At 49.5% G+C, this 23,257-nt stretch carries 19 protein-coding genes; 12 read left to right on the forward strand and 7 right to left on the reverse strand.

Annotated features, from left to right (window positions below; all coding sequences use genetic code 11):
* Position 1: 1 nt before the first annotated feature.
* The 6 genes from BIT28_RS15070 to ygeW form a co-directional block, all read right to left on the reverse strand.
* Positions 2-1,633, reverse strand: coding sequence for an NAD(P)-binding protein (locus tag BIT28_RS15070; RefSeq protein WP_075765133.1), 1,632 nt, complete (start codon positions 1,631-1,633; stop codon positions 2-4).
* Between the two features lie 233 nt (positions 1,634-1,866).
* The gene (arcC, locus tag BIT28_RS15075; RefSeq protein ID WP_075765135.1) at positions 1,867-2,769 is read right to left on the reverse strand and encodes a carbamate kinase; all 903 of its coding nucleotides are present in this window, start codon (positions 2,767-2,769) and stop codon (positions 1,867-1,869) included.
* Between the two features lie 77 nt (positions 2,770-2,846).
* Entirely contained in the window at positions 2,847-4,289 is a 1,443-nt protein-coding gene (gene hydA, locus BIT28_RS15080) for a dihydropyrimidinase (protein ID WP_083651869.1), read from the reverse strand.
* 210 nt (positions 4,290-4,499) lie between these two features.
* Entirely contained in the window at positions 4,500-5,717 is a 1,218-nt protein-coding gene (locus BIT28_RS15085) for a YgeY family selenium metabolism-linked hydrolase (protein ID WP_075765137.1), read from the reverse strand.
* Between the two features lie 248 nt (positions 5,718-5,965).
* Positions 5,966-7,168, reverse strand: a complete 1,203-nt coding sequence (gene dpaL, locus BIT28_RS15090; protein ID WP_075765139.1) for a diaminopropionate ammonia-lyase — start codon at positions 7,166-7,168, stop codon at positions 5,966-5,968.
* Between the two features lie 142 nt (positions 7,169-7,310).
* Positions 7,311-8,498, reverse strand: a complete 1,188-nt coding sequence (gene ygeW, locus BIT28_RS15095) for a knotted carbamoyltransferase YgeW (RefSeq protein WP_075765141.1) — start codon at positions 8,496-8,498, stop codon at positions 7,311-7,313.
* Positions 8,499-8,906: 408 nt separating this feature from the next.
* Between ygeW and BIT28_RS15100 the strand changes: the two genes are divergently transcribed.
* A complete protein-coding gene (locus BIT28_RS15100; RefSeq protein WP_075765143.1) occupies positions 8,907-10,664 on the forward strand; it encodes a sigma 54-interacting transcriptional regulator in 1,758 nt (585 codons plus the stop codon).
* 85 nt (positions 10,665-10,749) lie between these two features.
* Here the strand turns inward: BIT28_RS15100 and BIT28_RS15105 are convergent, their stop codons facing one another.
* Positions 10,750-11,208 (reverse strand): RNA-binding S4 domain-containing protein, encoded by a 459-nt coding sequence (locus tag BIT28_RS15105; protein ID WP_075765392.1) that lies wholly within the window; start codon positions 11,206-11,208, stop codon positions 10,750-10,752.
* Positions 11,209-11,656: 448 nt separating this feature from the next.
* Between BIT28_RS15105 and BIT28_RS29585 the strand changes: the two genes are divergently transcribed.
* The 11 genes from BIT28_RS29585 (at position 11,657) to BIT28_RS15160 (ending at position 23,008) form a co-directional block, all read left to right on the forward strand.
* Positions 11,657-11,830 (forward strand): hypothetical protein, encoded by a 174-nt coding sequence (locus BIT28_RS29585; RefSeq protein ID WP_175577542.1) that lies wholly within the window; start codon positions 11,657-11,659, stop codon positions 11,828-11,830.
* 213 nt (positions 11,831-12,043) lie between these two features.
* Entirely contained in the window at positions 12,044-12,856 is an 813-nt protein-coding gene (locus BIT28_RS15115; protein ID WP_425439638.1) for a TPR end-of-group domain-containing protein, read from the forward strand.
* 167 nt (positions 12,857-13,023) lie between these two features.
* Positions 13,024-14,418, forward strand: coding sequence for a DEAD/DEAH box helicase (locus BIT28_RS15120; RefSeq protein ID WP_075765147.1), 1,395 nt, complete (start codon positions 13,024-13,026; stop codon positions 14,416-14,418).
* 149 nt (positions 14,419-14,567) lie between these two features.
* The gene (locus BIT28_RS15125) at positions 14,568-15,860 is read left to right on the forward strand and encodes a rhodanese-like domain-containing protein (RefSeq protein WP_075765394.1); all 1,293 of its coding nucleotides are present in this window, start codon (positions 14,568-14,570) and stop codon (positions 15,858-15,860) included.
* Between the two features lie 311 nt (positions 15,861-16,171).
* Positions 16,172-17,320 (forward strand): aminotransferase class V-fold PLP-dependent enzyme, encoded by a 1,149-nt coding sequence (locus BIT28_RS15130; protein ID WP_075765149.1) that lies wholly within the window; start codon positions 16,172-16,174, stop codon positions 17,318-17,320.
* A gap of 100 nt (positions 17,321-17,420) precedes the next feature.
* Positions 17,421-18,596, forward strand: coding sequence for a double-cubane-cluster-containing anaerobic reductase (locus tag BIT28_RS15135; protein WP_083651871.1), 1,176 nt, complete (start codon positions 17,421-17,423; stop codon positions 18,594-18,596).
* Positions 18,593-19,381 (forward strand): acyl-CoA dehydratase activase, encoded by a 789-nt coding sequence (locus tag BIT28_RS15140; RefSeq protein ID WP_075765151.1) that lies wholly within the window; start codon positions 18,593-18,595, stop codon positions 19,379-19,381. Before BIT28_RS15135 ends, BIT28_RS15140 begins: the two co-directional genes overlap by 4 nt.
* A 10-nt stretch (positions 19,382-19,391) precedes the next feature.
* The gene (locus BIT28_RS15145; RefSeq protein WP_075765153.1) at positions 19,392-19,658 is read left to right on the forward strand and encodes a putative Se/S carrier protein; all 267 of its coding nucleotides are present in this window, start codon (positions 19,392-19,394) and stop codon (positions 19,656-19,658) included.
* Positions 19,642-20,208 carry a sulfurtransferase-like selenium metabolism protein YedF gene (yedF, locus tag BIT28_RS15150; RefSeq protein ID WP_075765155.1) on the forward strand — a complete coding sequence of 189 codons (567 nt, stop codon included), beginning with the start codon at positions 19,642-19,644 and terminating at the stop codon, positions 20,206-20,208. Before BIT28_RS15145 ends, yedF begins: the two co-directional genes overlap by 17 nt.
* Before the next feature lie 242 nt (positions 20,209-20,450).
* Positions 20,451-21,074, forward strand: coding sequence for an NAD(P)H-dependent oxidoreductase (locus BIT28_RS15155; protein ID WP_075765157.1), 624 nt, complete (start codon positions 20,451-20,453; stop codon positions 21,072-21,074).
* The gene (locus tag BIT28_RS15160; RefSeq protein ID WP_075765159.1) at positions 21,071-23,008 is read left to right on the forward strand and encodes a monovalent cation:proton antiporter-2 (CPA2) family protein; all 1,938 of its coding nucleotides are present in this window, start codon (positions 21,071-21,073) and stop codon (positions 23,006-23,008) included. Before BIT28_RS15155 ends, BIT28_RS15160 begins: the two co-directional genes overlap by 4 nt.
* Positions 23,009-23,257 lie beyond the last annotated feature (249 nt).

The following is a 23,257-nucleotide window of genomic DNA, read 5'->3' on the forward strand; positions in this document are numbered from 1 at the left end:
CCTACTCCATTTCCGCCGCGACCATTTCGATCGCATGACAAGGACATTGCGAATAACAGGCTTCGCACCCGGTACACTTGTCGTAATCCACCTTGTAGCCTTTTCCTTTGCCAAGGCGGGTAATCGCCCCGTGCGGACAGGCTCCAAAACAGCCATTACACTCAAAACAGTTACCACAGGAGTAACAGCGCTGGGCCTCGAATAAGGCTTCCTGCTCTGTCAGCCCGCCGACCACTTCATCAAATGATGTTGCCCGCTTGATCACCGGGATCGCTGGTTGTTCGCTCTGATCCGCATCGGTTTTGTACCAAAGATGCAGCTTGTCGAACTTAATCAACGGTTGCTTGGTCACTTTGGTGAAGATACGTTTATTAAGGAAGGCATCAATATGGGAGGCCGCTTTTTTACCGTGGCCGACAGCAATGGTGACAGTGCGATCACAAGGGACCATATCACCACCGGCAAACAAGCCCTGGTAACCGGTCATCATCTGCTCATTCACCATCACAGTGCCATCCCATTTATGTTCGACACCCGGGATATTCTTTGTCAGCTGAGTATCGATATTCTGACCCAGCGCCAGAATAAGCGAATCGGCTTCGACAGTTTCAAACACACCTGTTGGTTGTGGACGACCATTATCGTCTATGTTCATTTTTTCAAGCGTAAACGTGGTTCCGTCAATCTGGTTGATCGTACGCTGCCAGTGGAACGTCACGCCCTCTTCCATCGCTTCGACACATTCAAAATCATGGGCTGGCATATGGGCACGATCTCGGCGGTAGATAACCATCACATCGGCACCCATTCGGCGTGCCGTACGTGCCGCATCCATCGCAGTATTACCCCCACCGTAAACAGCTACGCGCTGGCCCAGCTTCGGCGCCGTGTTCATCTCAATAGCGCGCAGATAGGACACTGCATCGTTCACCTTACCGGGATCGTCATTCGGAATATCGACGCCACGGCCGACATGGGCACCAATAGCCAGAAAGACTGCATCAAACTGACCTTTGACTTTTTCAGCCAGCAAATCCTCAACTTTATGGTTTAGGACAATTTTTATGCCCATTGCTTCGATACGGGCAATTTCGTTTTCAAGAATATCGCGCGGTAAACGGTAAGCCGGAATACCGAAGTGCATCATACCGCCGGCCATCGGTGCCGCATCGCGGATCTCGACATCGTGCCCTTTGCGCTTAAGGTGATAAGCCGTCGCCAGGCCACTCGGCCCGGCACCGACTATCAGTACCCGCTTGCCAGTCGGCTCGGCATCAAACCTGACCGGCCACTTTTTCTCAAGGGCCTGATCGCCCAGAAAGCGCTCGACAGCATGGATACTGACCGCCTGATCGACATTGGCCCGGTTACAGGCAGACTCACAGGGGTGATAACACACCCGGCCATGTATGGCAGGCATCGGGTTGTTCTTGATAAGAGCCTGAAAGGCCTCTTCGTATTGCTCGGACTGAGCCAGTGACAGCCATTCCTGAATATTGCTGCCTGTCGGGCATGCATGGTTACATGGCGGGAGGGAGTTGGAATAGATAGGGAATTTGGTACGAACTGGTCCAGAACCTTTTTTCAGGGTGAGATCTGGTGGCAGTGTCATATCCTTAGGACAATTGCTCATAATGTTCTACCTTTTGTCGGTAAAAATGATGAAACGTACCCTTATGGCGTTATGCTGCTGTAGCGGCAACCTGTGTCAGGTCGCCCCCTTCACCCACAGCACCTAGTTATATGAATTGTTCGTCGAAGGTACATCTCGTTTTGTTGTACCAACTCAAATAAGCCGTTGCGTCTGTTAATACAGACGCTCAACGACTTAGTAGATTGGTATCAACTGTAGGGAATATTGAATAATTATACGGCGACGCAAGTACCGGCACGCTCTGCCAGTACATCCAAACCTTCTTCAAGTGCACCGATATACGCACGTCCGCCGAACTGGGCAAAATCTGCCGCGGCTTCGACTTTAGGCCCCATTGAACCGGCAGGGAACTGATATTCACTTAGCTGAGCCGGCGTTGTCGCACGGAGTGCACGCTGCTGCTCTGTACCCCAGTCCAGGTAAACGGCATCAGCATCAGTCAGGATCAACAGCTTGTCAGCTTTAAGCTGTTTAGCCAGCAAAGTTGCGGCCAGATCTTTATCAATCACGCCTTCAACGCCCTTGTAGCCAAATTCGCTTCGGCATACCGGAATACCACCACCGCCACAGCAAATGACGATCTGACCAGCATCGAGCAAAGTATCAATCGACTTCTTGTCGATAATATTAATCGGCTTAGGAGATGGCACCACGCGACGGACGTAATCACCATCACGCTTCATGATCCAGTTATTGGCTTCAGCCAAAATGCCGGCTTCTTCTTCGTTGTAGACAGGGCCAACAAACTTAGTCGGATCCAGCATGCTTGGATCGTCAGCATTGACTTCGATACGGGTAAGCAGGCTGGTGACTTCCGTTTCCGGCAGCAGGTTCTGCAGTTCCTGAGCAAGCATATAACCAATCATGCCTTCACTTTCGGCACCCAATACATCAAGCGGATAAGGGGACACTTTGTCGTAAGCCAAGTTTTGCAAAGCAAGCAGGCCAACCTGCGGTCCGTTACCATGGACGATCGCAACCTGATATTCTTTGGCAATCTCGGCAATCGCTTTGGCCGCAATCTTAATATTCGCCAACTGGTTTTCAAAACTTGGCGCGTCGCCACGACGTAGCAATGCATTGCCGCCTAGGGCAACAACAGCGGTGGGTTTCATGTTAACTCCTTGAATTCTAATTGTGGTCTAACACCGTTTCCGACACATTCTTCTTCTGGAACATCAGCAACTAGAAACTACTGATGCGGAAACGGTTTGCGGCGAACAAAGCGGCCATTCCCGGCTTTCCCCATAAATTCGCCATTACATGCGACAACCTGTCCACGGCTGATGGTCATCATCGGCCAGCCAAGACAATTCATATCTTCATACGGGGTATAATCGGTGTTGTCGTGTAATAAATCGTGAGTAATCGTGACCTGCTGCTTCGGATCGAACAGCACCAGATCAGCATCTGCACCTTGGGCCAGACAGCCCTTTTGCGGGTATAGCCCGAACAGCTTCGCAGGCATGTAGCTGGTTAGCTCGACAAACCGGCTCGGACTAATCCGTCCGCTCATCACGCCTTCCGAGAACAGTAGTGGCATCCGGTTTTCGACGCCGGGCATACCGTTCGGGCAGGCGCTGAAATTATCTTTACCGCGCTGCTTCTGCTCACCATAGGTAAACGAGCAGTGATCAGTTGCGACGGTATCAATGCTACCGTCCATCAGGCCCTGCCACAGTTTTTCGCGCTCCTCGAACGGGCGCAGCGGTGGACTTAGAATAAATTTCAGCGCATCTTCGCGCTCGTAACAACGCTCATCAAGCAACAAATATTGCGGACAAGTTTCAGCCCAGACAGGCTGTTTGTTCTGGCGAGCCAGGCGGACATAATCCAAGCCGAGCCCGTTGGATAAGTGGACGATATACAGCGGCGCATCCCCTGCCAGTTTGGCCAGATTAATCATTCTGGCAATCGCTTCGGCCTCGCATTCAAGCGGGCGGCTTTCGGCATGATACTTAGGCGCGGTCTTCCCTTCTTCGAGCAATTGCGCTCGTCTCAGAGCAATGGCGGCATCGTTCTCGGGGTGAACCGTAGTCAGGGCATGAACTTTATTTAGCTGAGTAAGGGCGCGCAGCACAGACTCATCATCAAGCTTATAGCCGTAGGTCAGGTACAACTTAAAGCTTGAAATGCCTTCAACCTCGACCATATCGGCCATTTCAGACAAGATTTCGTCATTAATATGCTGGATCACACCATGGAAGCTATAGTCGATGACCGCAGTGTCCTTGGCATAGTCTTTATACACAGCCAGCTGATGATGAAGGTTGCATCCTTTGGGGCCAAATCCCATATGGTCAACCACCATGGTGGTGCCACCGCAGGCTGCGGCTCGAGTGCCAGTGTAGAAATCATCACTGCTGCGGGCTATGCCGACATCAATATTGAAGTGGGTGTGAACATCAATACCGCCCGGCATTACATACAGGCCTTCGGCATCGATAATGCGCGTCCCGGCAGGATAGCTGGAGATATCAGGGGCAACGTCGGCGATCTTGCCATCAACAATCAAGATATCGGCTTTCTTTTCATCTTGATGATCAACCACAATACCATGGCGAATGAGCATGGCCGACGACTCGCCGTCCGTACTGTTATACAACTCCGGGGAAAAAGAACGCTTTGAAATCATGACGCCACCCTTTATCTCAAGGCCGAAGCCTTATTCCATCTACCAAAACCTTCTCGAAGTACCAGTCAGACAACTGCTACTTCGACAAGACAAGTCAGTCAATTGGTGAAAATCCATCCCGAGGGGGATATGAGGTCAGTAGTAAGGCAGAGCGTACTGACACCCTCGGGACGGAAAATCATCCTAACGCTGGCTAACCAGCATCAAGGCTTATTTCTTAAGCTCTTCCAGGTACATTTGTGGGATAACCGCGTACATTGCCGCACAAGTTACCAGGTGATCTTTCCAGGTCTTCTCGTTCGGCGCGTGTGCTTCTGGCTCTTTACCAGGACCAAAGCCGATAACAGGGATACCGTAACGGCCCATGATAGAAACGCCGTTAGTAGAGAAAGTCCACTTATCAACAGTTGGTTTCTTGTCGAACAGCAGCTCGTAAGATGCTTCAAGAGTCTTAGTGGCTACATGCTCTTCGTCGATCAGCCAAGTTGGGAAGTAGCACTCAGTTGGGTAAACCAAACCTGTGTATGCAGGACGGTTGTACTCGTACATAGACACAACTGCTTTTGCTTCCTGTACTGCAGGCAGAGCACGAATTTCGTCTAGTGCACCTTCCCAAGTTTCGCCCCAAGTCAGACGACGGTCGATAGACACAGCACAGCTATCAGCTACTGCACAACGGCTAGGAGATGTGAAGAAAATTTCAGATACAGTCAGTGTACCTTTACCCAGGAATGGGTCGTCTTTCAGGTTGTGAGACAGATCTTCCAGCTGGTTCAGGATTGGGCCCATCTTGAAGATAGCGTTGTCACCACGCTCTGGCGCAGAACCGTGACAGCTCACACCCGCAACGTCGATGCGAATTTCCATACGGCCACGCTGACCACGGTAGATCTGGCAATCTGTTGGCTCAGTAGATACGACGAACTCAGGACGGATCTTGCTTTCTTCGATGATGTACTGCCAGCATAGACCGTCACAGTCTTCTTCCTGAACGGTACCAGTTACCAGCAAGGTGTACTCGTCTTCAAGACCAAGATCTTTGATGATCTTGCCGGCATAAACCATAGAAGCCATACCGCCTTCCTGATCCGATGCACCACGGCCACCGATCACTTCGTCATCTTCCATGCCCTGGTACGGGTCGAAATCCCAGTTGTCCATGTTACCCACGCCAACGGTATCGATATGGGCATCCATTGCAATCAGATGCGGACCATGACCGATCCAACCCAATACGTTACCCATAGGGTCGATTTCTACTTTGTCGAAACCAACTTTTTCCATTTCCTCTTTGATGCGCAATACGACTTTTTCCTCGTCGCAGCTTTCGCTTGGGATTGCAATCATGTCACGTAGGAACTGGCTCATATCCGCTTTGTAGTCTTGGGCTTTTTCCAACACTTTGTCGAATGGGATGTTCATTGTCATTGTAATTCTCCTTGGGCCGAACGGTGGTCATCGCGTCCGGCATGATGTTTTGTATTTGAAGTTGATTCGCCCTGTTTTCGATGACATCTACAGCGCGCTAATTAATTCTTTTTTCTGCTATTCTTTCACCTGGGCTTTGTGGATTTAGTGCAGCTCGTTAGTACTAGGACAAAGAGAAAGCGCGGAGTTGATACCTATCAATGAGCACTTTCGATGCAGTCATTGTGCTAACGAGCAAAAATAAATCCTCAAAGCGTTGGGTGCTTGCCTTGCCACACTACTTCACGGTAGTGAACAGGATCGGTATCCCCTTCGGTGTTTACTAGCAGCACGACTGAGTCTTTGTTCAGGCCCAGTTTTTCCATCAGCTTTTCGCGCTCTGGGTGGTAGTAAACAGCGGCCAGCATACCTGCGCCTACGGCACCGGATTCACCGGAGACAACCCTTGGGTCTGTGCCTAGCGGGTTACCCAGTACTCGCATACCTAGTGCGGCTACACTGTCCTGACAAGAAACGAACTGAGTCGAGCAGTCGCGCAGTACCGGCCAGCCAATCGGGTTAGGTTCGCCACAGGCCAGGCCAACCATGATGGTTGCCAAATCGCCTTCGACATTGACCATTTCGCCTTGCTCGCTGATACCTGAGCGATAGATACAGTCAGCCAGATCCGGCTCGACAATCACGGAATGTAGCTTGTCGGCACCGTATTGGTCACATAGGTAGCCCAGTACACCGCCGGCCATTGCACCAACGCCTGCCTGCAGGAAGACGTGTGTCGGACGCTCTACCTGCTGCTCTTTCATTTGGTCGACAGCTTCTGCAGCCATGGTGGTATAGCCCTGCATGATCCAGGTTGGGATTTCTGTATAGCCTTCCCAAGCGGTGTCCTGCACAACTTTCCAGTTATTCTCCTCGGCTGTTTTAATCGCCAGGCGAACGGTGTCGTCGTAGTTCATATCGGTAACAATACATTCCGCGCCCAGGGCACGAATGTTGTTAACACGCTCGTCGGCTGCGCCTTTTGGCATGTAGACCACGGCATTCTGGCCGAGTTTATTGGCTGCCCATGCCACCCCACGTCCGTGGTTACCGTCTGTGGCGGTCGCAAAGGTCATTTTTTCAGGGATATCGTTTTTCAGTTTGTCGAAATCAAAAGCATTGATGTCGAGCTTGAATTCGTCGCATAGCAAGCGGGCAATCGCGTAAGCACCACCAAGCATCTTGAAGGCACATAAATCAAAACGGTGGGCTTCGTCTTTAATTAAAATTTTGCCAACGCCGATCTCTTTGGCTAAGCAGTCGAGAGAGTGCAAAGGCGTGGGTTGGTAGCCTTCAACTTTCTGATGGAAGGCGCGGGCTTTTTCCGCTTCATCAATGGTGAATAGAGGAGATTGCTGACCGTTATAATGGCGGTTATCGGCTATCTCCATTTTTAGAGAGAATGTAGACACGACCAGACCTCATTGAATGAATTGAGTTAAAAATGCGGGGGAACCGGGATCTGTGCCCCCGCGAAAGGGCTAGAATTAGCCAAGTTTTGTAGCTGTGGCATATATCAGATACTGATAGGGTGGAGTATCCGATATCAACTCGTTACTTAACGCGCTTTTCAGCTTCGTCCAATAACTGTTGCAGAACATCACCAGGTTCCTGGTACTTGCGGTTCATAATCATTGCAGCAATGATATATGGCTTCCAGCTTGCTTCTTTGTAAGTGGCGATACGGTATTTCTCAAATACTGACTCTTCCACTTCACCTTCTTTACAAGAAACACCTGTGATATCGGCAGGCAGACAGTGCATGTATAGTGCTTCACCGTCTTTGGTCTTCTTCATCATTTCTTCGGTGCAGTGCCAATCTTTGTGGTTGGCGTTCTGAGCCAGACATTCCTGCTCAAGTGCTTTCAGGCCATCGTGGTCATTGGCACGAAGCAGCTCGGTACGACGACCCATTACCTGGTAAGGTGCCCATGATTTTGGATACACGATGTCAGCATCTTCGAAGGCTTCTTCCATTGAGGAAACCTGAGTAAAGCTACCGCCAGATGCTTCTGCATTCTTACGCGCTTCTTCAACTACTTCAGGGATTAGGTCGTAACCTTCTGGGTGAGCCAGAGTCACATCCATACCGAAGCGAGTCATCAGCCCGATGATGCCCTGAGGCACAGATAGCGGCTTACCGTAGCTTGGAGAGTAAGCCCAAGTCATTGCAATCTTCTTGCCTTTTAGCTTGTCCAGGCCACCGAAGTGCTCTTCCAACCATGCCAGGTCAGCCATAGACTGAGTTGGGTGGTCGATATCACACTGTAGGTTAACCAGTGCAGGGCGGTGTGGTAGTACGCCTTCCTTAACACCATCATCCAACGCTTCGCCAACTTCACGCATATAGGCGTTACCGGCACCTAGGTACATGTCATCACGAATACCGATAGCATCGGCACAGAATGAAATCATGTTGGCTGTTTCACGGACAGTTTCACCGTGAGCGATTTGAGATTTGCCTTCGTCAAGATCCTGCTGGGCTAGGCCTAGCATGTTGATGGCAGATGCATAAGAGAAACGGGTACGGGTTGAGTTATCACGGAACAGTGAAATACCCAGACCATTTTTGAATACGTTTGTTGCAATATTTTCCTGGCGCATTGCTTTTAGTGCCTGCGCGGTTTTTAATACGCGCTCCAGCTCTTCCGGGCTCTGCTCCCACGTTAAAAGGAAATCTTTATTATGAAGTTCAGATTTTAGTTCATTGATTTCCTTGATTAGTTCATTAATGCTTTTCATTTTATTCTTCCCAGTAATTAAATTTGTTATATCGTGTCCGGCTGGAAAAAGTCTGTAGGGTTAAAACAGACAGCTGACTCACCTATTCCAATATCTGTGCCAACAACGAAACAAAATGGAAAAATAAATTAAAAAAAGCCGTCAGCCCTTGAATTACAAGGGGTAAGAAATTTAGAAGCAATTTATCGCTAACTCATGTTCTTGTCGCACGCTATCACTCACTATCAGTGATAGCGACCAAAATGATAGCGCCCCAGATGCGCTTTATCATATTGATATTCAGGTGTGACCTCGCTTGCAATTCCTATTTCGCATCACGAATCCAATGGGAAACACTGACTTATATCAAGCAGGCATCATTCATTCTTGAGTAACTTTGTTAAGCCTTTCCCAAAAAAGACCTGAATTATGTTGAAAAACGCCCAGCAATCCGAACTCATGCAACTGCAGCCTACTATACTGCGCTTTACACAAATGCTTTCAGCCGTACTTCAGCTGGACGCAGAGGTCGTTGATGCCGATTTGGTCCGTATCGCCGGTACCGGGCCTTACAGCAAATTCTTTGGTAAGAAGCTCAATACAAGCTCAAGAATCTTTCGATATATTCTTGAAACACATAGAGAAAAGGTTGTTGTTAAATCACGTACCGATCCACTGTGCGATGGCTGTTCCAACAAAGGAACCTGTCGAGAAACGGCATTCCTCGGTGTCCCTATCATGGCCGAGGATCGCTGTATCGGGGTGATCAGCCTGGTGGCCTTCACCGAGGAGTCGCGCGAGAGAATCAAGGAAAATGTTCAGTTATTCTCTGACTACATTCAGCACATTTCCCAAATAGTAGTCGCCAAAGTCTTGGCCAGTAACAATGAACATGATGACGGACTTGATGAAGTATTTACCAGCCTGATCGAAAATATGGATCAGGGGGTATTAGTATTAGACGGTAACAGCCGGGTAAAATATGGTAACCAACCAGCGCTGAATAACCTCAATATAGAACGCGAAGAGTTGTCCCGCGTCGAAGTCAATATTCAGCCGCTATCGTTTCACAATAATGAATTAAAGGGACACCAGCAGCACATCATATCTCTTGGCGAACGTCAGGAACTCGTTGTCGGCCAATTTCATGACGCCCGTGGTCACCAGCTTTTTTTAATGGCCTTCCATCAACCAAATAAATCTTTTGCAATCAATGAACCGCAGCCGCAATTTACCAGTGTGATTGGTGAATGCAAAAAAATGCGCCAGTTAAAAACCTTAATATCACGTATTGCCAGCAGCCCGTCGAGCGTGCTAATTAACGGTGAAAGCGGTACGGGTAAAGAAGTCATTGCCCATGCAGTGCATGATTTAAGTACCCGAAGCGATAAGCCCTTTATTGCCATTAACTGTGCCGCGATACCAGATCAGCTTCTCGAGAGTGAACTGTTCGGCTATGTCAAAGGCGCATTTACCGGCGCGTCCAACAAAGGCAAAACGGGTTTGATACAGGCTGCCAACAAAGGCACCTTGTTCCTGGATGAAATTGGCGACATGTCGATGACCCTTCAGGCCAAACTGCTGAGGGTACTGGAAGAGCGCGAAGTCATGCCGATTGGCTCTAACACCGCGATCCCGATTGATATTCGAATTGTATCGGCGACCAACCGCAATTTCGCTGAAATGATTGCCTCGAACAAGTTCCGGGAAGACTTGTACTATCGTCTCAACGTGATCCCTATTCACCTCCCGCCGCTGAAAGAACGTGAAGGTGATGTCGAGCTTCTGGTACAGTTTTTCCTTGATATACATACCCGAAAAATCGGTGTGAGCTACCCGGGCATTGCATCCGAAGCCATGGCCCGACTCAACGCCTATCACTGGCCTGGCAATGTCCGTGAACTGAGTAACCTGATTGAATATTTGGTGAATGTCGTACCGGAAGGCGACACGATTGATGTCGACTTACTGCCTCCCTATTTCGAGCAGACCAAAGTCGAGCACCAAGTCGAGAGTATTCACGCGGACGAGTGCGCTATGAGCCTTGAAGAAATGGAAAAAATCCGCATTGAAGAAGCGATTAATCGGTTGAGCAACCGCAAACTGGTTGCCGACGAGCTGGGTATCGGTATTGCCACGCTTTACCGAAAAATCAAGAAATACGGCCTCAGCGTCAACAGCCATTAATACCGAATAACCAATACTACGTACTCACCATAAAAAGAAACTGCCATTTTAGGCAGTTTCTTTTTTCTTAATAGCACCTATAGAGCTAGAAGCTAATTGGCTTACGACCGGTAGACTGATCGGCCGGCCCGGCTTTGCTCTCCGATTTTTTCTTTCCGCCAGCTTTATTGCCGCGTGTCTTTTTGCCCGATGCCGACTTGCTGCCTCTGCCTTTTCCTGATGCCTGCTTGGCACCTGGCTTGTCTGCTTTTTTTGCCGGTTTAGGCATTGCCAGCTCAGGTTCCTGCGGTGATTCATCAACCGGCTGGTCACAAATCACAACGTAGAATTCATTGTTAAATTCGATCACATCGCCGTCATACATCTTACGGCGCTTACGCTGCTCCAGCTCGCCATTGACGGCGACATAGCCTTCGGCAATAGCATATTTTGCTTCACCGCCGCCACTGACCGCATTGGCAATTTTCAAGACCTTGTAGAGCTCGATAGGCTGGGCTGATACCTCAACCGCCAGCGCTTCTACTTCATATTCTTCTTCAGACATCATATAAACCGAACATGGACAATTTCGAGCTATAGTACCTCATTCTACGGCTTGATATATACCCGAGTAACTTGGCATCACTGGCAATCCTCTATCGGCTACGCTATCCTCGCGCCTTTCAACCAACCGGTAGCATAACGATGTATTGCCCTTCGTGCGGACAGCCGACCTTCTCCCCTCAATCCGAGAAATCGTTTCAGTGTAGTCAGTGCAACTTTACCTTCTTTCAAAACACTGCCTCGGCGGTCCTTGCGGTTATTCGCTGCCAGGGCGAGATTCTAATTGCTACCCGACTAACCGTTTCTACGCCTACAGATGTTGCACCGGTGTGATCTACGCCTGTTTACTCATCCCTAACAAATCATAACAAGGATGATGATTTTTTAACCACCAGACGACAGGATGTTGTTAATTTACCAATTTCTATTTCGCTCGAGGGTATTTCTTCATGCTTACGTTTAACAAAGTGCATGTCTTTTCTAACCTGCCAGACGCAGATATTTGCGATAATGCACCGCAATCTTCCGACGCTGAACTTGCGCGTGAAAAGAAACGCCTGGCCATGCTGGCATCCGTTCAACAAGCCGGTGGTTTTGAGCAAGGTGAATGCCTTCAGGCATAGTCTGCTCTCCCTGTTCTCAGAATTGCCATGGCAACAAATTGATAGCGATGGCAATTCTAAAAACAAAATCAAACGATTATATCTCCCCTATCTCAAATCTCTCGACATCCCCCCTTTAACTGCCCGGCTTGTTAGGTATATAGTCAGCAACTACTAGCAAATTGACTGTTAAAGGACTCAGAGATGTATAAGTGGCTGTTATCTTTGCTTGTTATGACTATGCTGTCTTGGCCGGCATTGGGCGAAGAAAAATACTCGCAGGAAAGTATGTATGACAAACCCCTGATGGAAAGGTATGTCCTTGACGAACTCAAAGCGCTGCGTACCGATCAGCAAGATCTTGAGCGCAGGCTCACTATCGAGATCACCGACCGCGAGCTGAGTGTCGCCGACAAGTCGATGAACTATGCCAATGTCACCGTCACTTACTTCTTCTACCTTATTGCCGGTGCCGCTTCGCTGTTTGCATTGATAGGCTGGCAGTCATTGAAAGAGATCAAAGAAAACACCAAGCAAATGGCCGATCAGCAGCTGCATGATATCGCTGAACAATATGAGAAGAAGTTCCAGTTACTTGAACGCGACCTGAAACGAAAAACGCGGATCATAGCCCAGAACAACAAGGAGATTGAGATCATCAACGAGGTCCACAATCTCTGGCTAAGAGCTCAAGGTTCACAGACTCCCGAGCAAAAGATGGAAGTGTACGACGAGATCCTGAAAATTCGTCCCGGCGATCTCGAAGCCCTGACCCATAAAGCCGATGCGGCCATGGAAATTCGTGAATTCCACTGGGCACTGAGTATCTGTAACCGGGTACTTGAAGTCGATACCAGCAATGCCCACGCCCTGTATCAGCGTGCCTGCGCCTATGCCTGCCTGGGAGCCGAAGAACAGGCCATCATGGATTTGGAACAAGCCATTTTGGGCAGTGCCTCGCTCAAAGAGCTGGCTAGTGAAGAGCAAGATTTCGAATCACTCCAGGGCAACGAGCGCTTTGAGAACTTGATTGCGACAACAGACTAACCGCTGACAGTCCAACCTTAACATCAAAATTATCCGGGCCCGGTTGTCATTCACCGAGAAACGCTGAAGATAAACGGCCCCTAGCACTTTCCCCTCCTCTGCTGTAAGCTAGCCGGCTTCCTGCCTCACGCTATGAGGCGGTTTTTAATTTTGATTGAGACTATCTTATGAGTTTTGCCTCTCTGGGCCTATGTACCCCAATCCTTGAAGCTGTTGCTAACCAAGGCTATGAAAAACCTTCCCCTATTCAGGCTCAGGCAATCCCTGCTGTGCTCGAAGGCAAGGATGTCATGGCGGCGGCACAAACAGGAACAGGCAAAACTGCAGGTTTTACCCTACCAATTCTGGAGCGTTTGTCGAAAGGTCCCAAGGTCCGTTCCAACCAGGTCCGCGCTCTGGTTCTAACCCCTACCCGTGAACTTGCAGCACAGGTTGGCGAAAACGTTGCTACCTATTCAAAGCGACTTCCGCTTAGCTCGGCGGTTGTTTTTGGCGGGGTCAAAATCAACCCTCAGATGATGCGCATGCGCCAGGGCGCTGATGTACTGGTTGCCACACCGGGCCGCCTGTTGGATCTATACAATCAAAACGCAGTCAAATTCAATCAACTTGAAGTGCTGGTACTCGATGAAGCCGATCGTATGCTGGATATGGGCTTTATCCGCGACATCCGGAAAATCCTGGCAGTACTGCCAAAAAATCGCCAAAACCTACTCTTCTCGGCAACTTTCTCTGACGAAATCCGCGCGCTGGCAAAAGGCCTGGTAAACGATCCGGTTGAGATTTCTGTTACCCCGCGCAATGCTGCGGCGCCGAGCGTTAAACAGTGGGTTCACCCGGTTGACAAGAAAAAGAAATCGGCCGTTCTGACCAAGCTGATCCAGGAAAACAAATGGAAACAGGCACTGGTCTTTACCCGTACCAAACACGGTGCTAACCGTCTGACGACCTTTCTTGAGGCTCGTGACATAAAAGCAGCTGCCATTCACGGCAACAAAAGCCAGGGTGCCCGTACCAAGGCCCTTGCTAATTTCAAGAGTGGTGAAGTACGTATTCTGGTTGCTACCGATATCGCAGCCCGTGGTATCGACATCGACCAGTTGCCTCAGGTCGTTAACTTTGACCTGCCAAATGTAGCCGAAGACTATGTACACCGTATTGGCCGTACCGGTCGTGCAGGCGCCGAGGGTCAGGCTATCTCACTGGTCTGTGCCGATGAATATAAAGAGCTGACGGCTATCGAACGCCTGACTCAGCAGATCCTACCGCGCGAGGAAGTGTTTGGCTTTACACCGGCCAACAAGCTACCTGAATCACAACCGCTTCGTCCGCTGAAAGCCAAGAAACCAAAGAAACCGAAAAAGCCGAAAGCTGAACACAAAGACGGCCAGCGCTCTGGTGATAATGCAAGCGGCCACCGAACTGCGCCTAAAAAACCGGGCGCCAACAAGTCAAGTGGCAACAAGAAGCCTCATTCTCGTCGCAACAGCAGTGGCAACAATGACAGCAAGCCGCAGGGGAAGAAGCCCAACGGCAGTAAGTCCCAGAGCCGAAAGCCCTAGGATCGCAAACCCCAAGCTAACAAGCCGTCAGGCTCTGGAAACAAGAGCAGAAAAACACGTACAACAGCGTAAGTCTGTGATCTTATATAAATTATGAACCTGGATGGCGTTATATAATGCCATCCTTATTTCACTACTGGGCCATGCACATGTTTTCTGTCAGACGGTTACTATTCCCACTCATAACCCTTGTAAGTACCCCGCTTATGGCAACCACTTTTGATGAGCTAGCCAAGTTACCACCTAGCGATATTCAGGTGATCGACTGTCGCTCCAGCAACAACTACAACGGATGGCCCGAAGCTTCACAAACACGTGGCGGACACTTTCCCGGTGCAATCAACTTTGACTCGGACTGGTTAAGCACCCTGCGACCTCCGCACCTCGAGCAACTGCTTCAGAGCAAAGGGATCGAGTTAACCAAACCGACTTTCCTTTACTGCGAACCAGAGAAGGCCAATGTCCTGCTTAAGCAGCTTGATAGCATCGGCATCAACAACGTTTCGACTATTTCGCAGAAAATCAGCGACTACTCCGGCCAGCTAGACCATCTGGCGAAATTTGAGAAGTTGGTGACGCCGCAATGGCTAAAACAGGTAATCGACGGCGAACAAGCGCTGTATGCACCGGAAAAAGGCTTCAAAGTTGTCGAAGTCGCGTGGGGGCCACCAACAAAATATCTGGCTGCACATATCCCAGGTTCACTGTATCTCAACACCAACAATATCGAGTCAGAACCTTGGTGGAACCGGGTAGACGACCAGAAGCTTGCTGAAACTATCAAGCAGCTTGGTATCCGGTTTGATACAACCGTCGTGCTGTATGGTCGAGACAATACCGCAGCTGCTCGCGCCGCCAGTATTCTTATGTACGCCGGTGTCGATGATGTTCGCTTGCTTAACGGCGGATGGAAGTCTTGGGTTAACGCCGGTTACCGTACCGAGCCAATGCTCAATAAAGCACCAAAGCATGTCGACTTCGGACGTCCGATTCCATCCCGGCCTGAGCTGATCATTGATGTACCGGAAGCCAGAGCGATCCTCGATGATCCTGAGCACAAATCTCTGGTCAGTATCCGTAGCTGGGAAGAGTATATCGGCAATACCAGTGGCTATAAATACATCAAGCCAAAAGGTCGAATTACCGGTTCCAAGTGGGGCCATGCCGGTTCTGACGCCTACCACCTTGAAGACTTCCGCAACCCGGATGACACCATGATCAGTGCCGATATCATTGAGGCCTTCTGGAAAGACTGGGGCATTAACGAATTGCAGAAAGTCTCCTTCTACTGCGGTACCGGCTGGCGCGCGTCTGAAACCTTCTTCTATGCCTATGTCATGGGCTGGGAAGACATCAGCGTCTTCGACGGCGGCTGGTTCGAATGGAGCGGCGATCCTGCCAACCCAAGCTCAAAAGGGGATGTGGCTCCTGACCACAGCTAATTCACCTATACCCATTTCAATCTGACTGACACTGCTGACACAGAATTATCACCGCATAATATCTGTGTCAGCACGACTTCCATACATTTAATTTACATACCACGTTATCAACTCAAATTATCAATAATTACTGGTAGTTGAACGCCCTTATATGCGATCTATTTCACTGAAATCCTTGTGGTAAATACTAATATATACGCCGCATCTCCTTAAGGGGCAGCACTTCGTGTCGTTATTCCGCGACTAACTGGTGTTTCTGGCTGGATTCTTCTGAGATACACATGACAGCCGAGTATAGGGATAGTGAAATCATGATTTACCTTGATCACGCGGCAACCAGTAACCCTAAGCCTGCACAGGTTGTTGAGGCTATGACTCGTTATATTAGTCAGGATTGTGCTAACCCCGGCAGGGCAAGCCACCCTTTGGCCAATGATGCAAGCCGCCTGATCTTTGAAACCAGAGAAAGACTACTCAATTTCTTTAGCGCCAGCGATGATGCCCATGTTGTATTTACCGGCAACATTACAGAGTCCCTAAACTTGGCATTAAAAGGCCTGTTGGTACCCGGTGATCAAGTAATTGTGAGCAGCATGGAACACAACGCCATGATGCGGCCATTACGCCAGCTGGAACAAGAAGGCGTCATTGTTACCGTTGTCCCTTGCTGCCCGAACACAGGCCTTATCAAGGCAGATAATCTCAAAGCGGCAATGACCCCAAAAACCAAGCTTGTTGCCATCAATCACGCATCGAATACCTTTGGCACCATTCAACCTATCGCCCATATTGGCCTGTTGTGCCGCCAGCAAGGCTGTTTATTTCTCGTTGATACCGCTCAGACTGCGGGAGTCATACCTATCGATATGGAAGCATCCTGTATTGATTTGCTGGCATTCACCGGACATAAAGGACTAATGGGACCAATGGGGATTGGTGGCCTGGTTATTGGTAACAGCCTGCAAGGCGTGACTATCAAACCACTCATCACTGGTGGAACAGGAAGTAACTCAGAATTAGAGGTGCAACCTGACTTTCTACCCGACGCCCTGGAAAGCGGCACGCCAAACCTGCCGGGAATTGCCGGGTTAAATGCGGGGATTAGCTGGTTACAAGATAAAACCGTCGATGCTGTATCCCAACACGAACTAACACTGACCAGACAACTAGTTAAAGGGCTTCAAGCCATTCCTGGCGTGATTCTTTATGGTCCGGACCATACTCAGCCTCGTGTCGGCGTCGTCTCCTTTACGATCAAAGATAAAGATAACGGCGAAATCGATGAACTGCTGGCCTACGAACATGGTATCTACTGCCGAACCGGCCTGCATTGCGCACCTGCCGCACATAAAACGCTCGGCACTTTCCCTAACGGCACCATACGGCTAAGCATTGGCGCGTTCACGACATCAGAACAAATCGAGCAGGCCATATCGGCAATAAAGCAGCTGGCCTCCTAAGGTTACTAATCCAGAACGATTTCTCGGTATCGGGAGCTATCCATAGCCAACACCTGATAGCCGTCAGCTAATTACAATTCAATAAATATAAAGGGATGCTATGTTAGAAGCGAGCAAGGGCGGTGTCACGCCAGAACAAACAGTACCATCACCATTGGACTACTTTAAAAGTGCCATATCTGATGAAATCCGCTACGTCTCAGAACAAAAACAAGCGGGGCATGGGATCGTCGGTTTTTACTGCGAATTCACGCCAAGAGATCTGATTCTGGCGGCCGGTGCAACCCCCATATGTCTTTGCGGTACCAGTCAAAATACCATTACCCATGCTGAAACCGTACTGCCTTCGAATTTATGTCCTCTTATCAAATCATCCTATGGTTACGCCCTCACCGGAGGCTGTCCATTACTCAATGATTCGGATCTGTTAGTCGCCGAAACAACCTGCGACGGCAAAAAGAAAATGTATGAAGTCTTGTCACGGGACAAAAACATGCATGTTCTTGAGCTTACTCAGAAGTCAGACAAAGAACGTGCTTTTCGGCACTGGCTGGCCGAAGTCGAGGAGTTGAAGCAGAAGCTCGAGCAAACCTTCCAGACAGACATCACAGAGGCAAAATTACGCACAGCGATTAAGGCGATGAATGAAGAACGCCGCCTGATCCTTGCCATTCAAGAGCTCGGCCAGCATAAGCCTGCTATCGTATCGGGTTATGAAATCGCCCAAACCCGCTACCGTGTGGCTGGCTTTTCTAAACACCTCGAACAAATGAAGCACTTTTTGGCAATGGCCAACCAGCGATTAGAACAAGGCCATCAGGTCGCGCCGGCCAACGCACCTCGCGTTCTTCTTACCGGCTGCCCTACCGGCCATGGGACAGAAAAACTCATTGAGATTATCGAAGAGTGTGGTGGTGTGGTCGTCGTCCAGGAAGCCTGCTCCGGGATTAAAGGGGTGTACGAAGAGGTTTCTGAACAAGGCGATCCACTAGAAGCGATTGCTCGCAAGCACTTTAATATCCCTTGCTCTTGCATGACCCCAAATGAAGGCCGAAAAGAGTTATTGAGAAAACTCGCCAAAGATTACCAGGCTGACGCTGTCATAGACCTGGTATGGCAAGCTTGCCACACCTATAACGTTGAGTCTGTTTTGATCAATGAATTTGTACGTAAAGAACTAGGGCTTGCTTACCTGAAGGTAGAAACCGACTACTCCAGTTCGGACCGTGAACAACTCAAAGTTCGAGTCCAGACTCTGCTGGAGTTAGCACAATGATCACATGTGGCGTGGATATCGGGTCCCGAACCATAAAGATGGTGTTGTTTGACGGCCAGAATATTATTGATTCAGCTATCACCTTAAGTGGTGCAGCGCCGAGAGACAACGCAGAGCGTTTGTATTCTGACATGCTTGCAGCTAACAAATTTAACCGCTCTGATGTGGCAATGACTGTCGCAACAGGCTACGGCCGTAACTACTTCGAACTGGCCGATAAAGCCTCTTCGGAAATTATCTGCCACACGGCTGGCGTTGCCTACTTATGCCCCCAAGCCAAAACCATCATCGACATTGGCGGCCAGGATTCCAAAGTGATTAAGGTTTCCGAGAGTGGCAAGGTAGACGACTTTGTGATGAATGACCGCTGCGCTGCAGGTACCGGGAAATTCATCGAGATGGTCGCCCATACCCTGGATATGCCTTTGGATCAAACGGGAGCTGCCGCTCTGACGACCAACGAGGTTTGCGAAATCTCTTCAATGTGTGCCGTTTTTGCCGAATCAGAAGTCATTGGTTTGCTCCATAAAGGTGTACCCGCAGAAGTTATTCTCCGCGGTGTATTCCACTCTGTGGCCAAACGAGTGGTATCGCTGGGTCGAAAAATCGGGTTTGCCGAACCTATCGTGTTTACCGGTGGTGTGGCACAAAACCCAGGCGTACTGGAAGCGATTCAGGCCCAGGTAGGAAGCCTGTCTGTTGATATTCCAAGCCACCCTCAACTTACCGGCGCATTAGGTGCCGCCATTATTGGCCAGCAAGTTGCTGCCCAACATTCATTGTAAAGCGAGTTCAATGGAAGATTCAGTTACTTACATTATTACTTTCAATTCAAGCCATCAGGCATTGAAAGCGGAAAGCAAACTCAAAAAGGCTGCATTACTGCCAAAGCTGATCAGCTCTCCGAGAGCGATTAGCTCAAAATGCGGGTTCTGCATCGCACTGGAAAAGTGTGACTGGCCGAATATGACGGATACGCTCAAACAGTTAAACGTGGAATACACCCATTTATATACAAGAAAACTTCTCAATGGAGTAAAACATTATGATCAACAAGATTGATGTTCGCGGAGTCTCACAACAGCAGGCTCTCAATCTGGTAGAAACTGTTTTCGAAGACCAAAACTATAGCAACGTCGAAATTCTCAGCTCAGATCAAGCGATTACGACAGCCCTGATAGACAACCTGATAAAGAAAGGGTTAACCGTCGAGGAAGTGCTGCAAACGCCTGAAGGACAAACGATTATCGCCAGCTCTGGTCACAAGCAGGCTATATTGCCTAAATCCTATGTCATCGCCAATGACAGTCTTGGCCAGGGAAATGAAGTGATCGGTCAAAAGCTGATAAATGCTTTCTTCAATGTCAGTTCCGATTATGAACAGGCGCCAACTTCGATCTTCTTTGTTAACACTGGCGTGAAGCTCTGTATTGACCAGGCTGACACGGTCGATGCACTGCAAAAACTGCAAGAGAAAGGCACTGATATCATAGTTTGCGGTACCTGCCTGGACTTCTTCGAGCTCAAAGATAAGCTTGCGGTGGGTCGTATTGGCACCATGCATGATCTTATTGGTATTTATCACGGCCAAAATCAAGTGATAAGCCTTTAGGCTGTAACGGCCAAGCGCCATGTCGCGCAGTCCATTACCTGCGCGACTATCAAACCGCTATTACCACCTAGAACAGACTTATGCCGCATCTGATCGTTGAACAATACCCCTTACCCGCCCGACGAGCCTCGCTAACAGAACGCCGCTATCTTCTATAATGGTTGCAAGCAACCAGGCAAGAAGTAAGATGAGAAAAATCTGAACATGTTGCAACCAATCTTCGATTTATAGTAAGGAACACTATGAGCCAAAAGGTATTGGTGCTTTTTGCACACCCTTCTCAGCATCGCTCTGAGGTCAACCAGCCATTGTTTGAATTGGCCAAGCAAATTGACGGGGTCACGGCCATCGACCTGTACGCGGAATACCCGACTTTCAACATCAATATTGACCGCGAACAGCAGCGACTGGTCGACCATGATGTGATTATTTTTCAGTTTCCCCTCTACTGGTATTCCACCCCTGCAATTTTGAAAGAATGGCAAGATTTGGTGCTGGAATATAGCTTTGCATATGGTCCTGATGGCAACGCATTAACGGGAAAAGCTTTTTTCTGCTCACTGACGGCAGGCGGAAAGGCCGATGCTTATCATGCAGACGGCTATAACCATTTCACAATTCGCCAACTGCTCTATCCTCTTGAGCAAATGGCAAGCCTGACCGGTATGCTCTACCTGCCGCCTTTTGCCCTGTTTGGTTCGCGCACGGCCCAGGAAGAAAAACGCATTGATAGCCACCTTGCTACCTGGCGCGATCTGCTACAACGACTCGTCGCAGATAAGATAGAGCTCGATGTTGCGGCCCCGGCAGAAAAACTCAATCACTACCTGGAAGCCAATCCGATCAATACAGCGGAGGTCAAATGACCAGCATCTTTTTGCAGGCCTTCGTGTATCTGGTTGCCGCTGTTATCGCCGTACCGATCGCCAAGCGACTCGGGTTAGGTTCGGTGTTGGGCTACCTCATTGCCGGCGTTGTTATTGGCCCGGTTATCGGTCTGGTGGGCGAAGAGACCACCACCATTCAGCACTTTGCTGAATTTGGGGTCGTGATGATGTTGTTTCTCGTCGGTTTGGAGCTAGAACCCAAGATGCTGTGGGCGATGCGAAATCGCCTGATGGGGCTTGGCGGTCTGCAGGTTGGAGGAACGGCTGCCGCGATGATGGGAATCGCTTTGTTCTTTAACCAGCCCTGGACTGTCGCCCTGACTATCGGCCTTATTTTTGCGCTCTCTTCTACTGCGATTGTACTGCAAACCTTCAATGAGAAAGGCCTGACCAAAACCGAAGGCGGCCAAAACGCCTTTTCAGTCCTGCTGTTCCAGGATATTGCCGTTATCCCTATGCTGGCATTTATTCCGCTACTGGCCCTCCCCGAGCTGATTGAACAGGCACAATCTGCCGCTACGTCTGCTGCAGAGCATCATGAGGAATTAAGCCTTGTAGCCGGATTGCCAGGATGGGCATATGGCCTGGTGATCACCGGCTCCATCATTGCAGTTGTGGTTGGCGGCCATTTTCTCAGCCGTCCGCTGTTTCGTTTCGTGGCCAGCTCTGGCCTGCGCGAAATTTTTACCGCAACGGCATTAATGCTGGTGATCGGCATCGCTGCCCTTATGAGCCTGGTGGGCCTGTCTCCGGCACTAGGTACCTTCCTGGCCGGGGTCGTATTGGCAAACAGTGAGTTTCGTCATGAGCTTGAGTCCAACATCGATCCCTTCAAAGGGTTGTTGCTCGGCTTGTTCTTTATCACTGTGGGTGCCGGTATCAACTTCTCAGTGCTATTAAATGACTTTACTGTCATTATCGCTCTGACACTGGGTGTTATGCTGGTTAAAGCCCTGATGCTGTACAGCCTTGCGCTGATGTTTAGAATCAAGGGCAGTGACCGCTGGCTGTTTACACTCAGCCTCGCCCAGGCCGGTGAATTCGGTTTTGTACTGCTGAGCTTCTCGCTGCAAAATCACGTTATCCCTGCCGATATCGCACAGATGCTTTCCCTCGTGGTCGCACTATCAATGTTCCTGACACCGGGGCTGTTTATCCTGTTTGACAAGGTGATCCTTCCCCGGTTCGAGAAGACCTCTAACGACCGTGAAACAGATGTTATCGACGATCAAGGCACGGTCATCATCGCTGGTATCGGCCGTTTTGGGCAGATAGTTAACCGCCTGCTGGTATCCAACGGTGTCAAAACCGTTGTCCTGGACCATCAGGCCAATCAGATCGATGTCATGCGCCAAATCGGAACCAAGGCTTACTTCGGTGATGCCACTCGCCCGGATCTTCTGCATACTGCCGGCATTGAACATGCCGCTGCCCTTGTGGTGGCTATCGACGATCACGAGCACAGTGTCGAGATGGTGAAATACGTCAAACACACCTATCCGAAAGTCAAAGTCATCACCCGCGCCTTCGACCGTGGCCATGGCTACCTGTTAAGGCAAGCAGGAGCAGATATCATCGAATCTGAAACCTATCACTCGGCGTTAGAAATTGGCGGACACGCGATGAAAACACTCGGCTTGCATCCTTTCTTTGTCGAGCAGCAGAAAGCCACCTATAAACGGGTCGAAGACCGTAAATCCGACAAGTTGTATGCCGCCTGGGAAGACGACTCAGAAGACGAGCGCTTCGATAATAACTACCGTGAACTGTTCATTCGCCTGGAAGAGGTAATGGCAGAAGAAATGAAAAAGGATCGTAGCGACAAGCATGCCCGCTCGGAACGAGGCTGGACACCGCCGCCGAAAGGCTATGCCGAAGCCATCAGCGACGAGGAGCAGTCGCAGAACAGTTGATCTCCTCCTCCCCCTGCTACAGCCTTTGGTGCTCAAGGGCTGTAGCCCCTCCAACAGAGAACAATTGATGTCACGTTAGTGATTTCTGCTAACTGCTGTCAGCTATGCACCTTCCGAACATCCTCTGATGATCATGGATCCTTTAAAAACAGATCATTAGCTGTTTTTTTGTTTGTGAATCACCCTATAATCATACGCATTTGATGTCATTGACAATGTGAATGACAGGGGACATTGCGCAATGCAGGG

The sequence above is a fragment of the Photobacterium proteolyticum genome, assembly GCF_001939735.1.
Taxonomy (GTDB): Bacteria; Pseudomonadota; Gammaproteobacteria; order Enterobacterales; family Vibrionaceae; genus Photobacterium; species Photobacterium proteolyticum.